Raw genomic sequence first — 20,093 nt, forward strand, 5'->3', positions numbered from 1 at the left:
GGAGAGTTTCCTCCCGCCTGGAGCGCTTGTGTCCCTGAAGCCCGATTCGCCCTCTGCTAGCAAGACCACCGCTGCCGATGACAGCCTCTACCTGGGCCGCTCGCTGGCGCAGACGCGCATCGCCATCCGCGGCGCACGCACGCACAACCTCAAGAACATAGACCTCGACATTCCGCGCAACCAGCTGGTGGTGATCACAGGCCTGTCGGGCTCGGGCAAATCCAGCCTGGCTTTCGACACCTTGTACGCCGAAGGCCAGCGCCGCTATGTAGAAAGCCTGTCGGCCTATGCGCGCCAGTTCCTGGGACGCCTGGACAAGCCCGATGTGGACCTGATCGAGGGCCTGTCGCCAGCGATCTCCATCGAGCAGAAGGCGACCAGCCACAACCCGCGCTCCACCGTGGGCACGGTGACCGAGATCAACGACTATCTGCGCCTCTTGTACGCCCGCGCAGGCACGCCGTTCTGCCCCGAGCACAATCTGCCGCTGCAGGCCCAGACCATCAGCCAGATGGTGGACAGCGTGTTGCAACTGCCCGAGGACACCAGGCTCATGATCCTCGGCCCGCTGGCGCGCGAGAAGAAAGGCGAATTCGCCGAACTGTTCGCGCAGCTGCAGGCCCAGGGCTATGTACGCTTTCGCGTCGACGGACAGATCTACGACGCCCAGTCCCTGCCCCATCTCGAAAAGAACGAGCGCCACAACATCGATGTGGTGATAGACCGTCTCAAGGTGCGTGAAGACGTCAAGCAGCGCCTGGCCGAAAGCTTCGAGGCGGCCCTGCGCGCTGGCGGCGCCGAGGCCGGCGGCCGCGTCATCGCCTTGGAGATGGACACGGGCCGTGAGCACCTGTTCAGCGCCAAGTTCGCCTGCCCCATGTGCGATTACTCCCTGCCCGAGCTGGAGCCGCGCCTGTTTTCCTTCAACTCGCCCATGGGGGCCTGTCCGGCCTGCGACGGCTTGGGCAACAGCGAAGCCTTCGACCCCGAGCGCGTGGTGGCCTTCCCCACGCTGAGCCTGGCCAGCGGTGCCATCAAAGGCTGGGACAAGCGCAACAACTATTACTTTTCCATGCTGGAAAGCGTGGCCAGACACTATGGCGTGAGCTGCGAAACCCCGTTCGAAGACCTGCCCGAGCCGGTCCGCCATGTGATTCTCTGGGGCTCGGGCGATGAAGCCATCTCCTTCAACTATGTTTTCGAGAGCGGCGAGCGCAAGGGTGAAGCCTTTATCAAGCAGCATCCGTTCGAAGGCATCCTGCCCAACATCCAGCGCCGCTTTCGCGAGACCGAATCCAGCGTGGTGCGCGACGATCTGGCCAAGCTGCGCAGCGTGCGCAAATGCCCGGAATGCGAAGGCACGCGCCTGCGCCGCGAGGCGCGCTTTGTGCGCGTGGGCGAAGGCGAGCGGGCCCGCGCGCTGTACGAGGTCGGCCACGCCACGCTGGCCGAGGCCCTGGCCTGGTGCCAGAACCTGCCGCTGACCGGTGCCAAGGCCGAGATCGCCGGCAAGATCCTGCGCGAGATCGCCTCGCGCCTGCTGTTCCTCAACGATGTGGGCCTGTCCTATCTGAGCCTGGACCGCAGCGCCGACACGCTGTCGGGCGGCGAGGCCCAGCGCATCCGCCTGGCCAGCCAGATCGGTTCGGGCCTGACGGGCGTGATGTATGTGCTGGACGAGCCCTCCATCGGCCTGCACCAGCGCGACAACGACAAGCTGATCGGCACGCTGGAGCATCTGCGCGACATCGGCAACAGCGTGATCGTGGTCGAGCACGATGAAGACATGATGCGGGCGGCCGACCAGATCATCGACATGGGCCCGGGTGCGGGCGTGCATGGCGGCCGCATCATGGCCCAGGGCACCTACGACGAGGTCAAGGCCAACCCCGACTCCCCCACGGGCCGCTATCTGAACGGCACGCAAAGCATTCCCGTGCCCGCGCGCCGCACGCCCTGGCAACCCGTGCTGCGCAAGGCCGACGAGACGCCGGAGAGCCAAAGCAGCACCTCCCACTTTCCCACCACGGCGGCACAGAAACGCGCCGCCGAGGATGCGGCGCCGGCCGACCTGCAGGCGCTGCGCGTGGAAGGCGCACGCGGCCACAACCTGAAGAATGTGACGGTGGACTTCCCCGTGGGCCTGCTCACCTGTGTGACCGGCGTCTCGGGCTCGGGCAAGAGCACCCTGGTCAACGACACGCTGTACGCCGAGGTCGCGCGCCAGCTCTACCGCGCCAGCGACGAGCCCGCCCCCCACGACGAGATCGTGGGCATGGACTATTTCGACAAGGTCATCAACGTCGATCAGTCCCCCATAGGCCGCACGCCGCGCAGCAACCCGGCCACCTATACCGGCCTGTTCACGCCGATTCGCGAACTCATGGCCGAGACCAATACCGCCAAGGAACGCGGCTATGGTCCGGGGCGCTTCAGCTTCAACGTGGCCGGCGGTCGCTGCGAGGCCTGCCAGGGCGACGGCGTGGTCAAGGTGGAAATGCATTTTCTGCCCGACGTATATGTGCCCTGCGACATCTGCCACGCCCAGCGCTACAACCGCGAGACGCTGGAGGTGCTGTGGAAGGGCCGCAACATCTCGCAGATCCTGGAGATGACGGTGGAGGACGCCCACGCCTTCTTCAAGGACGTGCCCAGCATCGCGCGCAAGCTGCAGACCCTGCTCGACGTGGGCCTGAGCTATATCCGCCTGGGCCAGAGCGCAACCACGCTCTCGGGCGGCGAGGCCCAGCGCGTCAAGCTCGCGCAGGAGCTGTCCAAGCGCGACACGGGCCGCACGCTCTATATCCTCGACGAGCCCACCACCGGTCTGCACTTTGCCGACATCGCCCTGCTGTTGAAGGTGCTGCACCAGCTGCGCGATGCGGGCAACACCATTGTCGTGATCGAGCACAATCTGGATGTGATCAAGACCGCCGACTGGCTGATCGACATGGGACCCGAGGGCGGCTCGGGCGGCGGCCAGGTGGTGGCCACGGGCACGCCCGAGCAGGTGGCAGCCAACCCGGACAGCGTGACCGGACGCTACCTCAAGCCCTATCTGGAGAAAGCCGCTCAGGCCTCGCTCAAGCGCAAAGGGAAAGCGGCAGAAAATTCAGATTAATGGCACGCATTCAGCTATATAAACCATAGCTTGCTCGACGTGAATGGAGAGATGGATATGGAAAAAGATGTCTGGGATTTCATCATCGTGGGTGCGGGCATGGCCGGTACGTCGGTGGCGTGGCAGCTGGCGCAGTCGGGCGGCGACCAGCCTCCTTCGGTGCTGGTGCTGGAGCGCGAATCCCAGCCCGGCTATCACACCACGGGCCGCTCGGCCGCGCTGTTCGAGGAGCACTATGGGCCGGCCCAGGTCCAGGCGCTGACCCGCGCCAGCCGCGCCTTCTACGAGGCGCCGCCCTCGGGCTTTGTCCAGGCGCCCATACTCACACCGCGCGGCGTGCTCTATGTGGGCACGGCCGAGCAGAAGGCGCTGCTCGACGCCGCCTATGCCGAAGCCCTGATTCATTCGCCGCAGGCCGAACGCCTGAATGGCGAGCAGCTCAAGGCCCTGGTGCCCTGCCTGAACACCGAGGTGCTGGTGGACGGCTTTCTGGACCAGGGCGCGCGCGATATCGATGTCAACGCTCTGCACCAGGGCTTTATCCACGGCCTGCGCCGCCGCGGTGGCGATCTGTGGTGCAACGCCGAGGTCGAGGGCCTGAGCCGCGTCGATGAGCTCTGGCATATCGCCCTGCCCCAGGGCCGCAGCGTCCGCGCCAAGGTGCTCGTCAACGCCGCCGGCGCCTGGGCCGATGTGCTGGCCGCCATGGCCGGCGCGGCCCCCATAGGCCTCACGCCCAAGCGCCGCAGCGCCTTCACCTTTGCGGCTCCTGCGGGCATGGACACCACGCACTGGCCCGCCATCATCAGTGCCGACGAGGGCTGGTACATCAAGCCCGACGCCGGCCTGCTGCTGGGCTCGCCCGCCAATGCCGACCCCGTGGCACCGCACGACGTGGTACCCGAGGAGCTGGACATCGCCACCGGCATCTACCGCATCGAGGAATGCACCACGCTCACGATACGCCGCCCCGCGCACACCTGGGCGGGCCTGCGCTCCTTCGTGGCCGATGGCGAGCTGGTGATAGGCTGGGATGCCTCGCCCACGCCCCTGGCCGGCTTCTTCTGGGTTGCGGCCCAGGGCGGCTACGGCATCCAGAGCGCTTTCGGCTACAGCCTGCTGGCGCGCAATCTGCTGCTGGGGGAGCCGCTGGATGCGGCCCTGGCGCAGCAGAAGGTGAACGTGGGAGAGCTGACGCCCGCGCGTTGCCAGCGCGGCTGATGCGGCCATAGCCGGACTCCCCAGGCCGGCAGGTCGTACCCTCTGGTCCGCCTCAAGCCCGCGCGCAGCAAGCGCCGGCAGCTATCAAAAGAAAACGGCTTGCGCCCTGGGGCACAAGCCGTTCGCGTTTTCACGGCGGCCTGGGGCCGCCGCCCTATCAGTTCTCGATCTTGGCGAACTGAACGATCTTGCTGTACTTGGCGATCTCGTTATTGATGTACTTGCCTGCATCCACCTTGGGATTGGCCACCACATTGCCGGTTTCTTCCATCTTCTTGCGGAACTCGGGCGAGGCCATGGTCTCGTCCAAAGCCTTCTTCAGCTTGGCGGCGATGGGCGCGGGCAGGCCCTTGGGAGCCATCAGCGCAAACCAGCTGTTGATGTCCACGTTCTTGAACTGGGGCAGCTCGGACAGGGCCGGAATATCGGGCGTGATGGCCGAGCGCTTGGCTTCGGTCGTGCCCAGGGCCACCACCTTGCCGGCCTTGATCTGGGGCAGGCCCGAGGACAGCACGAACATGCCGAACTCGATGTTGTTGCCCACCAGATCGGTGGTCAGCGGCGCCACGCCCTTGTAGGGGATATGGGTCATGTGCAGCTTGCCCTGCTCCTTGACCAGCTCGCCCGCCAGATGCAGCGCCGTGCCCACGCCGGAGCTGCCGTAGCTGAACTTGTCGGGGTTCTTGCCCACCAGGCTCACGAACTCGGCCGCATTCTTCACGCCGGCCTTGTGCGAGGCCACCAGCACCATGGGCTGCGAGCCCACGAGGCCGATGGAGGTGAAGTCGTCGATGCTGTACTTCACGGCCTTGTTGATGAGCTTGGCGATGGCCAGCTCGTTGTTGGCGCCCACCATGATGGTGTAGCCGTCGGCCGGGGACTTGGCGACCTTCTGCGCGCCGATGGCACCGCCGGCGCCGCCGACGTTTTCCACCACCACGGGCTGGCCCAGGCGCGAGGCCAGGCCGTCGGCCACCAGGCGGCCCACGAGGTCGGTGCTGCCGCCCGCGGGATAGCCGACCACCATGGTGATGGCGCGGCTGGGGTAGTTGTCGGCTGCGAAGGCCGGGGCGGCCGCGGTGGTGGCCAGCAGCAGGCCGGCGACGATGGCGGTACGGCGGAGCATGTCTTTGTTTTGCATGAAACTATTCCGAATCTGTATGGGCTCGATTGTGCGAACACCCAGAAAGACATTTGGTGCCGATACGGCACCATTGCGTGCTGATTGAGCACATGGCAACGCTCTACGGCGCCAGCCTCGATCAGGACTGCGTGATTTCGCTCCAGAACTGCTCGGCTATGGCGCCCAGGCGGCGCTTGGGGCGGTACAGACGCACATCGAAATGCACGTCCAGACTGCTGTCGCCGGCCAGCGCCAGCCGGCCGGCCTGGCAATCGCGCCGCACCATGGACCAGGGCATCCAGGCCACGCCCAGGCCCTTGAGCACATATTCGTAATTGGCATCGGCCGAGTCGCAGTCTATGCAGCGGCGCAGGCGCGGCGTGAGCGGATTGTTGGCCAGGTGATCCTCGACCAGCCGCCCCAGCGCCATGCTATGGGAAAACGCCAGATAGGGCACGGGGCTGGCTCCCGGCTGCACGGCCTGGGCCAGGTCGAAAACGGCCTTGCCGTCGGCATCGGCGCGCGCCACGGGCACCAGCTTGTCGTGCGTCACGGTCAGGTGGTTGAACTGCCGGCCGTCGAGCCGAACGGCAATCGCCGCATGGTGGTAGAGCAGGGCAAAGCTCACCTCGCCGCGCTGCAGCATGGCCACGGTTTCATCGAGGGTGCGGGTGATGACGCGCAGCTCCGCGGTCTGCAGCACGCTGACATGGCGGGCCAGCCAGTCGGCCACGATGGTGCGCGCCAGCGTGCGGCCCGTGGCCAGCGTGATCACATGGGCCTGACGCCCGGCCACGGCCTGCAGCTCGTCATGCGACTGGGCCAGGGTGCGTACCAACTGCTCGGCCGTGTCGCGAAAAGCCTCGCCCGCGGGCGTGAGCCGCACCGGACCGCTGCCCGACTCGATCAAGGCCGTGCCGGCCCAGGCCTCGAGTGCGCGGATACGGCGGCCGAAGGCCGGGTGGGTCACATGGCGCAGCTCCGCCGCACGCGTGAAACTGCGCTCCTGGGCCAGGAGCAGAAAGTCTTCCAGCCACTTGCTTTGCATGGCCAGAGCCCGGCTTCAGTGGTTCGCTGCTGCCTGCAGCGTGGCGCGCGTGGCCATGGCGGCGGCGCGCGCGGCCAGGGCGAAGTCCTCGCCCTGGCTCGCATAGAGAATGGCACGCGAGGAGTTGATGATGATGGGCCCGCCGCCGATGCGCGCGGCCTTCACGGTGGCCACGGCATCGCCGCCCTGGGCGCCCACGCCGGGAATCAGCAGGGGCAGCGTGGGAGCCACGGCGCGCACGCGCTCGATCTCGTGCGGGCGGGTCGCACCCACCACCAGGCCGAGCTGGCCGTTGGTGTTCCACGGGCCCTGGGCCAGCTTGGCCACATGTTCGAACATCTGCGGGTTGCCGGGCACATCGGCCAGGGTCTGGGCCTGCAGATCGTCCCCGCCGGGGTTGGAGGTGCGGCACAGCAGGAAAGCGCCCTTGCCTTCGTACTTGAGGTAGGGCGTGATGGAGTCGAAGCCCATGAAGGGCGACAGGGTCACGGCATCGGCGCCATAGCGCTCGAAAGCCTCCTTGGCGTACTGCTCGGCGGTGGAGCCGATGTCGCCGCGCTTGGCATCCAGGATCACGGGCACATTGGGCGCCACGCGGCGCATATGTGCCATCAGCTTTTCGAGCTGGTCCTCGGCGCGATGGGCCGCGAAGTAGGCGATCTGCGGCTTGAAGCTGTTGACCAGATCGTGGGTGGCATCGACGATGGCTGCACAGAAGTCGTAGATCTTGGACGCATCGCCCTGCATGGCGCCGGGGAAGCGGCTGGGTTCGGGGTCCAGACCCACGCACAGCATGGAGTCATTGCGCGTGGACGCGTCGCGCAGCATGTCGAGAAAAGTCATAAAGCGCAATTTTAGTGGCTCAGACCTGCCAAGCCTGCCCCCCCGGGTTTTGCCCCCCGGCCTCAAAAACCGGCACGGCCCAGGCGCGGGACGGCCAGCAAGGGCCGCCCCGCAGCACAGGCCGTCGTCCCCCTCGGGGGGAAGCGGCGCAGCCGCACAGGAGGAAGCCATCCCAGGCAGAATCTGCGGGCTATGCCTTCTTTCACACCCAAACAGCTCATTCTTCTCATCCTGCTCACCATCGTCTGGGGTCTGAACTGGCCGGTGATGAAACTCGGCGTGCAGCATTTCCCGCCGCTGTCCTTCCGCATGGTCAGCATGTGGATAGGCCTGCCGATTCTGGCCATCTTTGTCGCCAGCAAAGGCCTGCCGCTGACCGTGCCGCGCAGCTACTGGGGCCAGCTGGCCAAGCTCACGCTGTTCAATATGGTGCTCTGGCACTGCCTGATCATCATCGCCATCCCCACGCTGTCCAGCGGGCGCGCGGCCATCCTGGGCTATACCATGCCCATTTTCTCGGCCGTGTTCGGCAGCCTGTTCTTCAGCGACAAGCTCGGCCCGCGCGCCTGGGCCGGCGTGGGTGCGGCCTTTCTGGGCGTGATTCTGCTGCTCTGGCACGAGGTCGGCGCCTTGGGCAGCAAGCCCCTGGGCGTGATCCTCATGCTGATCGCGGCCGCGGGCTGGGCCTGGGGCACGCAGCTGCTGCGTCGCACCGAGGCGCCCGTGCCGCTGATGACGCTGTCGCTGTGGATGGTGGCCATCACCACCCTGGTGCTGACCCTGCTGGCCTTTGTCTTTGAACGCAAGCAGTGGCACGCCCCCGACCAGAGCGCGCTGGCGGCCATCGCGTTCAATGGCGTTCTGGTGCTGGGCTTTGCCCAGGCCGTGTGGTTCTACCTGGCGCGCAGCCTGCCGCCCGTGGCTTCGACCCTGAGCGTGATGATGATCCCCGCGCTCGGCGTGTTTGCCGGAGCCTGGTGGCTGGGCGAGGTGCTGCACTGGCAGGACTGGACCGCCGTGTGCCTGATGGTGGTGGCCATCGCCTCGGTGCTGTGGCCCAGCAGCAAGCCCGTGGCGAAAGCGGCCGACTAGTCCTGGCGCAGCTCGTAACGCAGCTCGGCCATGCCGGGCCCCATCTGCCGCACCGACTGCAGCGCCAGCTTGGGACCCAGCACCCGGCGCGGGAACAGGGGCTTGCCGCTGCCCAGGGTGGCCGAGCCGATCTGGACGATCAGCTCGTCCAGCAGGCCCGCATCGTGAAACTGCCCGGCCAGATCGCCGCCGCCCACGATCCAGATATTCTTGCCGGCCGCGGCCTGCTTCATCTGCGCCCAGACCGGGCCCACAGCGCCGCTGACAAAGCGCACATCGGCACCTTCGATCGAGGGCAGCTGCCGGCTGGTGAAGACCCAGGCGGGCTGGGTATAGGGCCAGGCCGCACCGGTTTCCTTGAGCACGGCCTCGGCATTGCGCAGCATCCACTCATAGGTGGCCGAACCCATGGCCAGGGCGCCGACCTCGGCGATAAAAGCCGGATAGCTGGATTCGTCCAGGCTGGCCAGGGGGAAGAGCCAGTCCAGGGAGTCGTCCTCGGTGGCGAGAAAGCCGTCCAGGCTGGAGGCGGTGTAGTACTGGGTCTTGCTCATGGCCGTAGTTTGCCGCAGCCGCCGGCTCCGCCCCTGCACGCTGGCTCAAACAGCCTCAAGCACTTAGCCGGCAGGCGCTGGCAGCTATAAAAACAAAAGCGCACCGTGAAACCACGGTGCGCTTTTGCGCCAGGAGCTTGGCAAGGACTTAGGCCGCAGCCACTTCCTTCTTGGCGCCACGTGCCTGCATGAACTTGCCCAGACCCACCACCAGCACGGCGCCGGCCGCAGCCGCCGCATAGTGCAGCCAGGGTTGAGCTTCCACGTAGCCGTGCAGCATGTTGTCGTTCATGATGGTCTCGCCGCCCACCCAGCCGATCAGCGCCGCGCCCAGCGTGACGATGACGGGGAAGCGTTCCATCAGCTTGATCATCAGCGTGGAGCCGAAGATCACCAGGGGGATGGAGATGGCCAGACCCAGGATCAGCAGCACCATATTGCCCTGGGCGGCAGCCGCCACAGCGATCACGTTATCCAGGCTCATCACCAGGTCGGCGATCAGGATGGTGCGGATGGCGGCCATCATCGAGCCCGTGCCCTTGGATTCGCCTTCGTCCTCGTCACCGCCGCTGAGCAGCTGATAGCCGATCCACAGCAGCAGGCAGCCGCCCACGATCTGCAGGAAGGACAGCTCCAGCAGCTTGGCAGCCACCACGGTCAGCACGATACGCAGCACCACGGCAGCGCCCGAGCCGAACATGACGGCCTTCTTCTGCTGTGCGGGAGGCAGGGAACGGGCGGCCAGTGCGATGACCACGGCGTTGTCGCCGGAGAGGATGATGTTGATCCAGATGATCTTCACCAGGCCGAGCCAGAAATCGGCGCTATTGAGGAATTCCATTGTGACTCCACTCTGTTTGAATATGAAAGCGCCGCATTAGGCGGCGCTTTCTTCTTTTATGGTGAAGGCAGTGTAGGGGCGAGTTGCCCCTTTGCCAGTTCGTAATACTGCGTAAATTTTCACGCAGCATCGGGAACTTTTCCGGGCTTACTTCAGCAGGCCCTGCAGCAGGCGGCCCATCTCGGAGGGATTGCGGGTGATGGTGAAACCGCACTCTTCCATGATGGCCAGCTTGGCATCGGCCGTGTCGGCACCGCCGGAGATCAGCGCGCCGGCGTGGCCCATGCGCTTGCCGGGAGGAGCAGTCACGCCAGCGATGAAGCCCACGATAGGCTTCTTCATATTGGCCTTGCACCACTGGGCGGCTTCGGCTTCGTCGGGACCGCCGATTTCACCGATCATGATCACGGCGTCGGTGTCGGGATCGTCGTTGAAGGCGCGCATCACGTCGATGTGCTTCAGACCGTTGATGGGGTCGCCACCGATGCCCACAGCGGAAGACTGGCCGATGCCCAGTTCGGTCAGCTGTGCCACGGCTTCATAGGTCAGCGTGCCGGAACGGCTCACCACGCCCACGCGGCCCTTCTTGTGGATGTGACCGGGCATGATGCCGATCTTGATCTCGTCGGGCGTGATCAGGCCGGGGCAGTTGGGGCCCAGCAGCAGGGTCTTCTTGCCGCCGGCGGCTTCCTTGGCCTTCATCTTGTTGCGCACTTCCAGCATGTCGCGCACGGGAATGCCTTCGGTGATGCAGATGGCCAGGTCCAGGTCGGCTTCCACGGCTTCCCAGATCGCGGCGGCAGCGCCTGCGGGCGGCACGTAGATCACCGACACGGTGGCGCCGGTTTCCTTGGCTGCGTCCTTGACCGAACCGTAGATTGGGATGTCGAAAATCTTTTCGCCAGCCTTCTTGGGGTTCACGCCGGCCACGAAGCAGTTCTTGCCGTTCGCGTATTCCTGGCACTTTTCAGTGTGGAACTGACCGGTCTTGCCAGTAATGCCCTGGGTAATGACTTTGGTGTCTTTGTTGATAAAGATCGACATGGTTTTATCTCCGGGGCGTATTACTTAACGGCTGCAACGATCTTGGTCGCGGCTTCGGCCATGGTGTCGGCAGCGATGATGGGCAGACCGGAATCCTTGAGGATTTGCTTGCCCAGCTCTTCGTTGGTGCCCTTCATGCGCACGACCAGAGGCACGCTCAGGTTCACGGCCTTGCAGGCGGTGACCACGCCGTTGGCGATGGTGTCGCACTTCATGATGCCGCCGAAGATGTTGACCAGAATGCCCTTGACTTCGGGGTTCTTGAGCATGATCTTGAAGGCTTCGGTCACCTTCTCGGCCGTTGCGCCGCCGCCCACGTCCAAGAAGTTGGCAGGCTCGCCGCCGAACAGCTTGATGGTGTCCATGGTGGCCATGGCCAGGCCGGCGCCGTTCACCAGGCAGCCGATGTTGCCGTCCAGGGAGATGTAGGCCAGATCGAACTTGGAAGCTTCGATTTCGGCAGCATCTTCTTCGTCCAGATCGCGGAAGGCCACGATTTCGGGGTGACGGAACAGGGCGTTGGGGTCAAAGTTGAACTTGGCGTCCAGAGCCATCAGGTCGCCCTTGGAGTCGCAGTTCAGGGGGTTGATTTCCACCAGCGACGCGTCGGTGTCCATGTAGCACTTGTAGATCTTGGCGAACAGATCCACGGCCTGGTCCACGGACTTGCCTTCCAGACCGATGGCAGCTGCCACCTTGCGCGATTGCGCTTCGGTGATGCCGGTCAGGGGGTCGATCATCTCGGTGATGATCTTCTCGGGCGTGGAGTGAGCCACTTCCTCGATGTCCATGCCGCCTTCGCTCGAAGCGATCAGGGCCACCTTCTGCGTGGCGCGGTCGGTCACCAGGGACACATACAGCTCGTTCTTGATGTCGGCGCCGTCTTCGATGTACAGGCGGCGAACCTTCTGGCCTTCGGGGCCGGTCTGGTGAGTCACCAGCTGCATGCCCAGAATCTGCTCGGACAGCTTCTGCACGTCCTCGATGGTCTTGGCAACCTTCACGCCGCCGCCCTTGCCGCGGCCACCAGCGTGAATCTGGGCCTTCACAACCCACACGGGTCCACCCAGCTTCTGGGCTGCTTCAACAGCCTCTTGAACTGTGAATGCAGGAATGCCACGGGGAACGGGCACACCAAATTGACGCAAGATTTCCTTGCCTTGGTATTCATGAATCTTCATGACTTTGTCTCTCTGAACTGAGGGGAAATACCCGCTTGCCACGGACTCGAATGGTCAGGCGATCGGGTTCGTATGACATGGCGTGCAGGAATGTACCATGCTGCACCGCGCAAAACGACAGCCGTACATGCGCAAAATCCACAATTTCATGCGGACTTTACAAGCTCGGCCAGCGGCCGCAATGCATTGATATCGTTGGCGAATTTGTTCTTACACGATAACTTTTTTTCGCGCAACTTTCTTATGTCTTATATAAAAGTGGGAGCACGACGGCGGCGGCAATCCTGCAGGCTGGCAGAGTGCTGACGCCCGACAATACTCGCGGGCCCAACTAGGCCATTTGCAGGAGGGGTGCCGCAAAGACAGCTGACGCACATCAGGCGCAGGATTCAAGGACAATCGACGGCGGAAAGCGGCAATGGTGCCGCAGGCAGCGGCATGAAACCAAGAAATGCGCGCGCCGGTGCAGGAGAGCAATGCGATGGCAAAAGTCTTTATCGACGGAGAAGCTGGGACCACAGGTCTGCAGATCCGTGATCGTCTGGTCGATTTTGCAGGTGTGGAGCTGGTCAGCATAGACCCCGCACTGCGCAAGGACCCGGCCGCCAAACGCAGCCTGATCGCCGGCGTGGATCTGGTCATCCTGTGCCTGCACGACGATGCGGCCCGCGACACCGTGGCCATGGTGGACTCCATCACCTTTGATACCGGCCGCGCCATCAAGATCATCGACGCCTCCACCGCCCACCGCACGGCGCCGGGCTGGGTCTACGGCTTCCCCGAGCTGCGCGCCGGCCAGCTCGAAGCGATCCAGACCGCCACCCGCGTGGCCAACCCCGGCTGCTATGCCACGGGCGCGATCGCCCTGCTGGCCCCGCTGGTGGCAGCGGGCCTGATCCCCGCCGACTACCCCGTGAGCCTGCCTTCGGTATCGGGCTACTCGGGCGGCGGCCGCACCATGATCGAGGCCTATGAGGCTGGCAGCGCCGCGCCCTACGAGGCCTACGCCCTGGGCCTGAGCCACAAGCACATCCCCGAAATCCTGCACTACACGGGCATGACGCGCCGCCCCGTGTTCATTCCCGCCGTGGGCAACTTCCCCCAGGGCATGCTGGTGCAGCTGCCGCTGCATCTGGACCTGCTGCCCGGCGCCCCCAAGGCCGCCGATCTGCACGAAGCCCTGGCCGGCCATTACGCCAGGACCAACACCAGCGCCAACTGGGTCAGCGTGCTGCCCCCCACCGACGACAGCAAGCTGGCCGCCGACACCCTGGCCAATACCAACCAGCTGGAGCTGCGCGTGTTTGCCAACGAGCAATACCGCCAGGCCGTGCTGATCGCGCGTCTGGACAATCTGGGCAAGGGCGCGAGCGGCGCGGCCGTGCAGAACCTGCAGATCATGCTGGGTCTGTAAGCGCAGCCCCGGCCTGCGCTCCGCTTCACCACTGTTCCGATAGCTGCCGGCGCTTGTCCAACAAAGTGCCAGCAGCCTGCATGCCGCCCCCGCCCTGCACCGACCGTAGTCGGCCGCCCGCAGGAGCAGGCCCGATAGCGGCAAGTTCCAGGCCGTGCTTCCATGGTGCCGCGGAAAACGGCCCGGCGCGGGTACCCCGGCCGACAAAAGGCCTCGCCGGCGCGGCTTCGGGCTGCCGCCCGAGCCCGGATTCCAGCACCCCGGATGACATTTGTCGGCTTGGTTTATCCTTGCTGGCTCCTAGGATTTCAGGTTTCCTGCCAGCCATTGCGGTCCGGCGCCGCAGCGGCGGCGTTGCCGACCGTGGCGACGGCAGCTTTTGCAAAGGTTTCCCTCAGATGACTCGCAAGGCATCAGGCGCGCCGGGCCAGGATGGCCATGACGACCTGCAACGCAATCTCACCAACCGCCATATCCAGTTGATCGCCATCGGCGGCGCCATAGGCACGGGCCTGTTCATGGGCTCGGGCAAGACCATCAGCCTGGCCGGGCCGTCCATCGTCTTTGTGTACATGGCCATCGGCATCATGCTGTTCTTCGTGATGCGGGCCATGGGCGAGCTGCTGCTGTCCAATCTGCAGTACCGCTCCTTCATCGATTTCTCTGCCGATCTGCTGGGCCCCTGGGCGGGCTTTTTCACGGGCTGGACCTACTGGTTCTGCTGGATCGTCACCGGCATTGCGGATGTGATCGCCATCACCGGCTATGCGCAGTTCTGGTTCCCGGACATCCCGCAGTGGCTGCCTGCGATTGCCTGCGTGCTGGTGCTGCTGGGCCTGAACCTGCTGACGGTGAAGCTGTTTGGCGAGACCGAGTTCTGGTTCGCCATGATCAAGATCGTGGCCATCGTGACGCTGATCGGCGTGGGCCTGTGCATGGTGTTCTCGGGCTTTGTATCGCCCGCGGGCCGCCAGGCTTCGCTGGCCAATCTGTGGAATGACGGCGGCATGTTCCCCAACGGCTTGATGGGCTTTTTCGCGGGCTTCCAGATTGCGGTGTTCGCCTTTGTCGGCATCGAGCTGGTGGGCACGACCGCCGCCGAGGCCAAGGATCCGGAGCGCACGCTGCCGCGCGCCATCAACTCGATTCCCGTGCGCATCATCGTCTTCTATGTGCTGGCGCTGGTGGCCATCATGGCCGTCACGCCCTGGCGCGACGTGGTGCCGGGCAAGAGCCCATTCGTGGAGCTGTTCGTGCTGGCCGGCCTGCCCGCCGCGGCCGGCGTGATCAACTTCGTGGTGCTGACCTCGGCCGCATCCTCGGCCAACAGCGGGGTGTTTTCCACCAGCCGCATGCTCTACGGCCTGTCGCTCAAGGGCGATGCGCCCAAGTCCTTCGGCACCTTGTCCTCGCGCAGCGTGCCTTCGCGCGGCCTGATGTTCTCGTGCATCTGCCTGCTGGCGGGCGCTTTCCTGATGTGGATGATTCCCGACCTCATGGAAGCCTTCACCCTGGTGACCACGGTGTCGGCGATTCTGTTCATGTTTGTCTGGTCGCTGATTCTGCTGTCCTACATCGCCTACCGCCGCCAGCGCGCAGCGCTGCACCAGGCGTCCAGGTTCAAGATGCCCGGCGGCGTCCCCATGTGCGTGGCCTGCCTGGCCTTCTTTGCGGGTATTCTGGTGCTGCTCACGCTCAAGGACGATACGCGCCAGGCGCTGATCGTCACGCCGCTGTGGTTTGTGCTGCTGGGCGTGGCCTACCAGTTCGTGCGCAGGCGCGCCGTGGCAGGCGTGGTGGCAATCCAGTAAGCTGCGCGCACAATGCGCAGCATGCTTGTTTTAGATAGCAGCTGGCGCATTCCCACCATGAGGTTTCCGGCATTTCATCCGGAACCCCTTATCTGACGGGCGCAGGCAGCTATCGTTCTGATAACCCTGCCTGCCTCCATGTCCCAGAATTCCAACCCGCAGCACCGCGCCACCCTGATCGGACTGCTGGCCGTGCTGTGCTGGAGCTGCACCGTGGGCCTGATGCGCGCCCTGGCCGAGCCGCTGGGCGCCGTGGGCGGAGCGGCCTGCCTCTACACCATGGCGGCGCTCTGCATCGCCCTGGCGCGCGGCCGCCAGGGCTGGCGGGAACTGGCCCGCTGGCGCAGCATGCAGCCCATGTATCTCTGGGGCTGCGGCGCGCTGTTCATGATCTATGAGATCTGCCTGTCCGTGGCCGTGGGCCTGGCCCATGACCGCAGCCAGGCCATGGAAATCGGCCTCATCAACTACCTCTGGCCCAGCCTCACCATAGCGCTGGCCGTGCTCTGCGGCCAGCAGGTGGCACGCTGGTGGCTGTGGCCCGGCCTGCTGATCTGCCTGTGGGGCCTGGCACGCGTGCTGGGCGGCGATGCCTTCAGCGCACAGGCCATGTGGGGCCATGTGCGCAACAATCCTCTGGCCTATGGCATGGGGTTTGCGGCAGCCCTGCTGTGGCCCGCCTACTCGCTGCTGGCGCGCCGCCATGGCGTCGGCTTCAATGCCGTGGGCCTGTTCGTGAGCTGGACGGCCGCCGCCCTGTGGCTGCACTGGCTCATGCAGGATGCGGCCCCCGCCCTGCACTGGTCCTGGCTCACCGCCTGGCAGCTGTTGCTGGCCGGGGCCCTGACCGCACTCGGCTACAGCTGCTGGGAACACGGGATCCAGCATGGCAGACTGGCCGTGCTGGCCGCGGCCTCTTACTTCACACCGGTGCTGTCGGCGCTCGTGGCCAGCGCCCTGCTGCAGGTGCTGCCGGGCTGGAGCTTCTGGCAGGGCGTGGCCCTGGTCACGCTGGGTTCGCTGATCTGCTGGTGGGCCACGCGTTCCCCCAGCCATTGAGGAGAAGGCCGAAGATGATGAGCGACGAAACCCTGCACGCCCTGCTGACCGCCCTGGGCATGGGCCTGATGATAGGCCTGGTGCGCGAGCGCATGCATGGCCAGCCGCAACTTGCCGCGGGCACGCGCACCCATGCCCTGGCCTGCCTGCTGGGCTGCGTGGCCTGGATGCTGGGCGCACCGGCTTTTGCCGTCGGCCTGCTGCTGGTGGGCGGGCTCACCATTGCCTCCTACCGGCAGACCGCCAGCCAAGACCCGGGCCTGACCGGCGAGGTGGCCTTGCTTCTGACCGTGCTGCTGGGGGCTCTGGCCGCCGTCGATGCCTCGCTGGCCGCGGCCCTGGGCGTGCTGGTGGCGATCTTGCTGCTGGCCAAGGCCCCGATGCAAAAACTCAGCCGCGAGCTGATCAGCGAAAGCGAGCTGCAGGATGCCTTGATGCTGGGCGCCGCGGCCCTGGTGGTCATGCCGCTGCTGCCAACCGAGCCGCTGGACCCCTGGGGGGCCGTCAGCCCCACCACGGTCTGGCGCATCGTGGTGCTGGTCATGGCCGTGGGCATGTTCGGCCATGTGGCGCAGCGCCTGTTCGGTGCGCGCTGGGGCCTGCCGCTGGCGGGCTTTTTTGCCGGCTTCGTGTCCTCGTCGGCCGCGGTCACGGGCATGGGACAGAGCGCGCGCGACAACCGCGCCCGGACCGCGGCCTGCGCAGCGGCGGCGCTGCTGGCCAATCTGGCTTCGCTGCTGCTGTTCGTGGCCGTGGTGGGCACGGTCTCCCCGCCGCTGCTGAGCGCGGCCCTGCCCGCTCTGGCCGCCGCCGTGCTGGCCCTGCTGACCGTCGCCGGCTTCTGGCTGTGGCGCGCCAACCAGACCGACATGCCGCCCGCTGCGGACTCCGGCCGCGCCTTCGCGCTCAGCCAGGCTCTGCTGATCGCGGCACTGATCGCCGGGGTGTCGCTGCTGGCCGCCTGGCTGGGCCAACGTTTCGGCAGCGCCGGAGTGCTGGTCACCACCACGCTGGTGGCGCTGGCCGAGGTCCATGCGGCGGCGGCCGGCGTGGCGCAGCTGCAAATCTCGGGCGCCGTGCCCCTGGAGCTCGCGCGCTGGGGTGTTCTGGCCGTGCTCGGCGCCAGCTGCCTGGCCAAGACCGTGCTGGCTTTTGCCAGCGGTGGCACACGCTATGGCGCGGCCGTTGCCACGGGACTCATCGCCATGCCGTCGGCCGCATGGCTGGGTCTGCTGCTATCGAACTAGGGACCTCATCCCTGGAGCGCGCACGCCGGGGGTGCGCCGGCCCGGGTGCTCAGCCCTGATCCAGATCCTCGTCGCTGTCCGGATAGGGTGCATCGCGCAGCACGCGCGATGCCACGGCCCCGGAAAAGCCGCGCGAGGCCATGAAGCGCAGCTGCCTGGCTTTTTCCTTGGCATCTGCGGGCGGCGTGCCGAAACGCTTGCACCACAGCTCGCGCGCGCGCTGCAGCTCGGTGTCGCGCAGCTGCTCGCCGGCCTGGCGCAGGGTTTCATCGTCCAGGCCCTTGCTGCGCAGCTCCTGCAGCAGGCGCGCACAGCCATAGCGGCCGGCCTTGCTGTGGAGCACCGACTCCACGACCCGCTCCACATTGATGAAGCCGCGCCGTTCCAGCTCGTCGAGCACGGCCGGCAGGTCGTCGCCCTCTTCCACATAGGGCGCCAGCTTGCGCTGCAGTTCCAGGCGCGAATGCTCGCGCTGCGCCAGCAGCTTGAGGGCACGGCCTTTGAGTGAGAGCCTGGCGAAGCTCATGCGCGGATCTATCCCGAATAAAAAAATGCGCAGGGACCGCCTGCGCAAAGATGGCAAAACTAGCTCCCCCTGGGCCGCTTCGCGTCTTTACCCAAGGGGGACGACGGTCTTTGCTGCGGGGCTGGCGCCATTTCTGGCGCCGTGTATCTGCCGTGCTCCCCCGTTCTTTCAAGGGAGCACTGAAGAGCTTCAAGCCTGAATCACACCGTCTTCATCGACATTGGCACTCTTGTCAGCCTTCTTGCCTTTGGCAGGCTTGGCGGCTTCTTCGCCGGCTGCTACGGGCAGCAGGGCAATGCCCAGGCTCTCACGGACCTTGTTTTCGATCTCGACGGCCAGCGCGGGGTTCTCACGCAGGAATTCACGCGAGTTGTCGCGGCCCTGGCCGATCTTTTCGCCGTTGTAGGCATACCAGGCGCCGCTCTTTTCCAGAATCTTGGCGTTCACGCCCATGTCCAGGATCTCCCCTTCGCGGCTGATGCCTTCGCCGAACAGGATGTCGAACTCGGCGGTCTTGAACGGAGGCGAGACCTTGTTCTTCACGACCTTGACCTTGGTCTCGTTGCCGATGGCCTCGTCACCCTTCTTGATGGTGCCGGTGCGGCGGATGTCCAGGCGCACGGAGGCATAGAACTTCAGCGCATTGCCGCCGGTAGTGGTTTCGGGCGAGCCGAACATCACGCCGATCTTCATGCGGATCTGGTTGATGAAGATGACCATGCAGTTGGTCTTCTTGATGGTGGCCGTGAGCTTGCGCAGCGCCTGGCTCATCAATCGGGCCTGCAGACCGGGCAGGGCATCGCCCATCTCGCCTTCGATTTCGGCCTTGGGCACCAGAGCGGCCACCGAGTCCACCACGATCAGGTCCACGGCGCCCGAGCGCACCAGGCTGTCCACGATTTCGAGCGCCTGCTCGCCGGTGTCGGGCTGGCTGATCAGCACCTCGTTGAGGTTCACGCCCAGCTTCTGGGCATAGCTGGTGTCCAGCGCATGCTCGGCATCGATGAAGGCGCAGGTGCCGCCCTGTTTCTGCATTTCCGCCAGCACCTGCAGGGTCAGCGTGGTCTTGCCCGAGGATTCGGGGCCGTAGATCTCGACCACGCGGCCCCGCGGCAAGCCACCCACGCCCAGCGCAATATCCAGGCCCAGCGAACCCGTGGACACCACCTGGATGTCATCCATGGCCTCGCCCTCGCCGAGCTTCATGATGGTGCCCTTGCCGAACTGCTTTTCGATCTGGGCCAGCGCTGCGGCCAGGGCTTTGGCTTTTTCGCTGTTGTCGGCGGTGGTCTTGGCATTGGCGTTCATATCAGGCTCCCGGAAAGGTTGGTGACGGTCTGTGGCCAGACCTGTTTTTGCATTCAGGCTGGATGCTTGAACAGTAGTTTATGGGCTTGTGTCGCTCACGCATTGAATTATTTAGTCAGTTTGCCTTACTATTTGGCATGAGCGATATTTCCCCGGTCACCCCGGCCGCCGACGCCTGGCGCCAGACCCATCTGGGCCGCCTGCTAGGCCATGCCATGCGCCGCTTCGATGCGCGCGTGCTGCAGCTCATGGCGCGCGCCGTGGAGGTGCCGCTGGCCCTGTCCAATCTCGCCGCCCGCGACAAGGTGGGGGCCGCACATATCCACATCACGCGGCATCTGTCGCTGGCCGGAGACCGGCTCACCGATCTGGCCGAGAAGGCCGGCATGAGCAAGCAGGCCATGGCCGATCTGGTGACCCAGTGCGAGGCCTGGGGCCTGGTCACGCGCGAGGCCGATGCCCATGACGCCAGAGCCAAGCGCGTGCGCTTCACCGAGGCCGGCCTGGCCTGGCTGCAGGCCTTTCACGATGCCGTGAGCCAGGCCGAGGCCGAGTTCCGCGAAGCCGTGGGCGAGGATGTGGCCACCGTGGTGGCGCTGGGTCTGGAGGCCTATGCGAGCTAAGCCCTGAGCCAGAGCCGCGTCAAATGCTGGCGGTGCA

At 65.5% G+C, this 20,093-nt stretch carries 17 protein-coding genes; 8 read left to right on the plus strand and 9 right to left on the minus strand.

The window, feature by feature from the left end; all coding sequences use genetic code 11:
* Positions 1–28 precede the first annotated feature (28 nt).
* Positions 29–3,121, plus strand: a complete 3,093-nt coding sequence (gene uvrA / locus AB6724_RS09490; protein WP_369338273.1) for an excinuclease ABC subunit UvrA — start codon at positions 29–31, stop codon at positions 3,119–3,121.
* 57 nt (positions 3,122–3,178) lie between these two features.
* Positions 3,179–4,342 carry an NAD(P)/FAD-dependent oxidoreductase gene (locus AB6724_RS09495; protein WP_369338274.1) on the plus strand — a complete coding sequence of 388 codons (1,164 nt, stop codon included), beginning with the start codon at positions 3,179–3,181 and terminating at the stop codon, positions 4,340–4,342.
* A 157-nt stretch (positions 4,343–4,499) separates the two neighbouring features.
* Here AB6724_RS09495 and AB6724_RS09500 read toward each other — a convergent pair whose 3' ends face one another.
* The 3 genes from AB6724_RS09500 to pyrF all read right to left on the minus strand — a co-directional run bounded on the left by AB6724_RS09500 (position 4,500) and on the right by pyrF (position 7,356).
* Positions 4,500–5,483 carry a Bug family tripartite tricarboxylate transporter substrate binding protein gene (locus tag AB6724_RS09500; protein WP_369338275.1) on the minus strand — a complete coding sequence of 328 codons (984 nt, stop codon included), beginning with the start codon at positions 5,481–5,483 and terminating at the stop codon, positions 4,500–4,502.
* Positions 5,484–5,604: 121 nt separating this feature from the next.
* Positions 5,605–6,513 (minus strand): LysR substrate-binding domain-containing protein, encoded by a 909-nt coding sequence (locus tag AB6724_RS09505; protein WP_369338276.1) that lies wholly within the window; start codon positions 6,511–6,513, stop codon positions 5,605–5,607.
* Between the two features lie 15 nt (positions 6,514–6,528).
* Positions 6,529–7,356 (minus strand): orotidine-5'-phosphate decarboxylase, encoded by an 828-nt coding sequence (gene pyrF / locus AB6724_RS09510; RefSeq protein WP_369338277.1) that lies wholly within the window; start codon positions 7,354–7,356, stop codon positions 6,529–6,531.
* Between the two features lie 192 nt (positions 7,357–7,548).
* On the opposite strand from pyrF, the gene AB6724_RS09515 reads away from it, so the two are divergent.
* Complete coding sequence (locus tag AB6724_RS09515; RefSeq protein WP_369338278.1) at positions 7,549–8,448, plus strand: DMT family transporter; 900 nt, start codon at positions 7,549–7,551, stop codon at positions 8,446–8,448.
* Here the strand turns inward: AB6724_RS09515 and AB6724_RS09520 are convergent.
* The 4 genes from AB6724_RS09520 to sucC all read right to left on the minus strand — a co-directional run bounded on the left by AB6724_RS09520 (position 8,445) and on the right by sucC (position 12,068).
* A complete protein-coding gene (locus AB6724_RS09520; protein WP_369338279.1) occupies positions 8,445–9,002 on the minus strand; it encodes a dihydrofolate reductase family protein in 558 nt (185 codons plus the stop codon). The genes AB6724_RS09515 and AB6724_RS09520 overlap by 4 nt on opposite strands.
* Before the next feature lie 148 nt (positions 9,003–9,150).
* Positions 9,151–9,843 carry a TerC family protein gene (locus AB6724_RS09525; RefSeq protein WP_369338280.1) on the minus strand — a complete coding sequence of 231 codons (693 nt, stop codon included), beginning with the start codon at positions 9,841–9,843 and terminating at the stop codon, positions 9,151–9,153.
* A gap of 147 nt (positions 9,844–9,990) precedes the next feature.
* Positions 9,991–10,887: a succinate--CoA ligase subunit alpha gene (gene sucD, locus AB6724_RS09530; protein WP_369338281.1), complete on the minus strand. Its 897-nt coding sequence runs from the start codon at positions 10,885–10,887 to the stop codon at positions 9,991–9,993.
* Between the two features lie 20 nt (positions 10,888–10,907).
* On the minus strand, positions 10,908–12,068 hold the full coding sequence (gene sucC, locus AB6724_RS09535) for an ADP-forming succinate--CoA ligase subunit beta (protein ID WP_369338282.1): 1,161 nt from the start codon (positions 12,066–12,068) through the stop codon (positions 10,908–10,910).
* A 481-nt stretch (positions 12,069–12,549) separates the two neighbouring features.
* On the opposite strand from sucC, the gene argC reads away from it, so the two are divergent.
* The 4 genes from argC to AB6724_RS09555 all read left to right on the plus strand — a co-directional run bounded on the left by argC (position 12,550) and on the right by AB6724_RS09555 (position 17,599).
* A complete protein-coding gene (argC, locus tag AB6724_RS09540; protein ID WP_369338283.1) occupies positions 12,550–13,482 on the plus strand; it encodes an N-acetyl-gamma-glutamyl-phosphate reductase in 933 nt (310 codons plus the stop codon).
* Between the two features lie 398 nt (positions 13,483–13,880).
* Entirely contained in the window at positions 13,881–15,293 is a 1,413-nt protein-coding gene (gene cycA, locus AB6724_RS09545; protein WP_369338284.1) for a D-serine/D-alanine/glycine transporter, read from the plus strand.
* A 138-nt stretch (positions 15,294–15,431) separates the two neighbouring features.
* Complete coding sequence (gene yddG, locus AB6724_RS09550) at positions 15,432–16,352, plus strand: aromatic amino acid DMT transporter YddG (protein ID WP_369338285.1); 921 nt, start codon at positions 15,432–15,434, stop codon at positions 16,350–16,352.
* Between the two features lie 17 nt (positions 16,353–16,369).
* Positions 16,370–17,599: an MgtC/SapB family protein gene (locus tag AB6724_RS09555; RefSeq protein WP_369338286.1), complete on the plus strand. Its 1,230-nt coding sequence runs from the start codon at positions 16,370–16,372 to the stop codon at positions 17,597–17,599.
* Positions 17,600–17,648: 49 nt separating this feature from the next.
* Here AB6724_RS09555 and recX read toward each other — a convergent pair whose 3' ends face one another.
* Positions 17,649–18,125, minus strand: a complete 477-nt coding sequence (gene recX, locus AB6724_RS09560) for a recombination regulator RecX (RefSeq protein WP_369338287.1) — start codon at positions 18,123–18,125, stop codon at positions 17,649–17,651.
* A gap of 189 nt (positions 18,126–18,314) precedes the next feature.
* A complete protein-coding gene (gene recA / locus AB6724_RS09565) occupies positions 18,315–19,433 on the minus strand; it encodes a recombinase RecA (RefSeq protein WP_369338288.1) in 1,119 nt (372 codons plus the stop codon).
* A gap of 137 nt (positions 19,434–19,570) precedes the next feature.
* Here recA and AB6724_RS09570 point away from each other — a divergent pair, with 137 nt between their 5' ends.
* Positions 19,571–20,056: a MarR family winged helix-turn-helix transcriptional regulator gene (locus AB6724_RS09570; RefSeq protein ID WP_369338289.1), complete on the plus strand. Its 486-nt coding sequence runs from the start codon at positions 19,571–19,573 to the stop codon at positions 20,054–20,056.
* The last annotated feature ends 37 nt before the right edge of the window (positions 20,057–20,093 follow it).

The sequence above is a fragment of the Comamonas guangdongensis genome, from assembly GCF_041079535.1.
Classification (GTDB): Bacteria; Pseudomonadota; Gammaproteobacteria; order Burkholderiales; family Burkholderiaceae_C; genus Comamonas; species Comamonas guangdongensis.